Source organism: Cupriavidus sp. SIMBA_020 (assembly GCF_046535395.1).
Taxonomy (GTDB): domain Bacteria; phylum Pseudomonadota; class Gammaproteobacteria; order Burkholderiales; family Burkholderiaceae; genus Cupriavidus; species Cupriavidus campinensis.
The window spans coordinates 1-251 of record NZ_JAWRWU010001237.1 but is presented as its reverse complement, the minus strand read 5'-3'; the positions used below and the strand labels follow the sequence as shown (position 1 = coordinate 251).

The following is a 251-nucleotide window of genomic DNA, read 5'->3' as shown; positions in this document are numbered from 1 at the left end:
GTGGTGCGCCAGCTGATCGAGGCGGCGCGCAGCGGCCTGGGCTCGCAGGCCATTGCCACCAATTTCGCCACCATGGGCGCGCGGCCCGGCACGCTGTTCGGCGCCGACCTGGCCGCGTTCGAAAGACAGGAACGCGCCAAATGGGGCGGCCTCATCAAGGACAAGGGAATCACGGCGCAATGACGACCCCCATCGCATTGGTCACCGGCGGCAGCCGGGGCATCGGACGCGCCATCGTCGCGCGCCTGTTG

The 251-nt window shown here is 69.7% G+C and carries 1 pseudogene; it reads left to right on the top strand.

Annotated features, from left to right (window positions below):
* A pseudogene (locus tag SB751_RS33475) lies at positions 1–183 on the top strand (tripartite tricarboxylate transporter substrate binding protein); the annotation flags it as partial.
* Positions 184–251 lie beyond the last annotated feature (68 nt).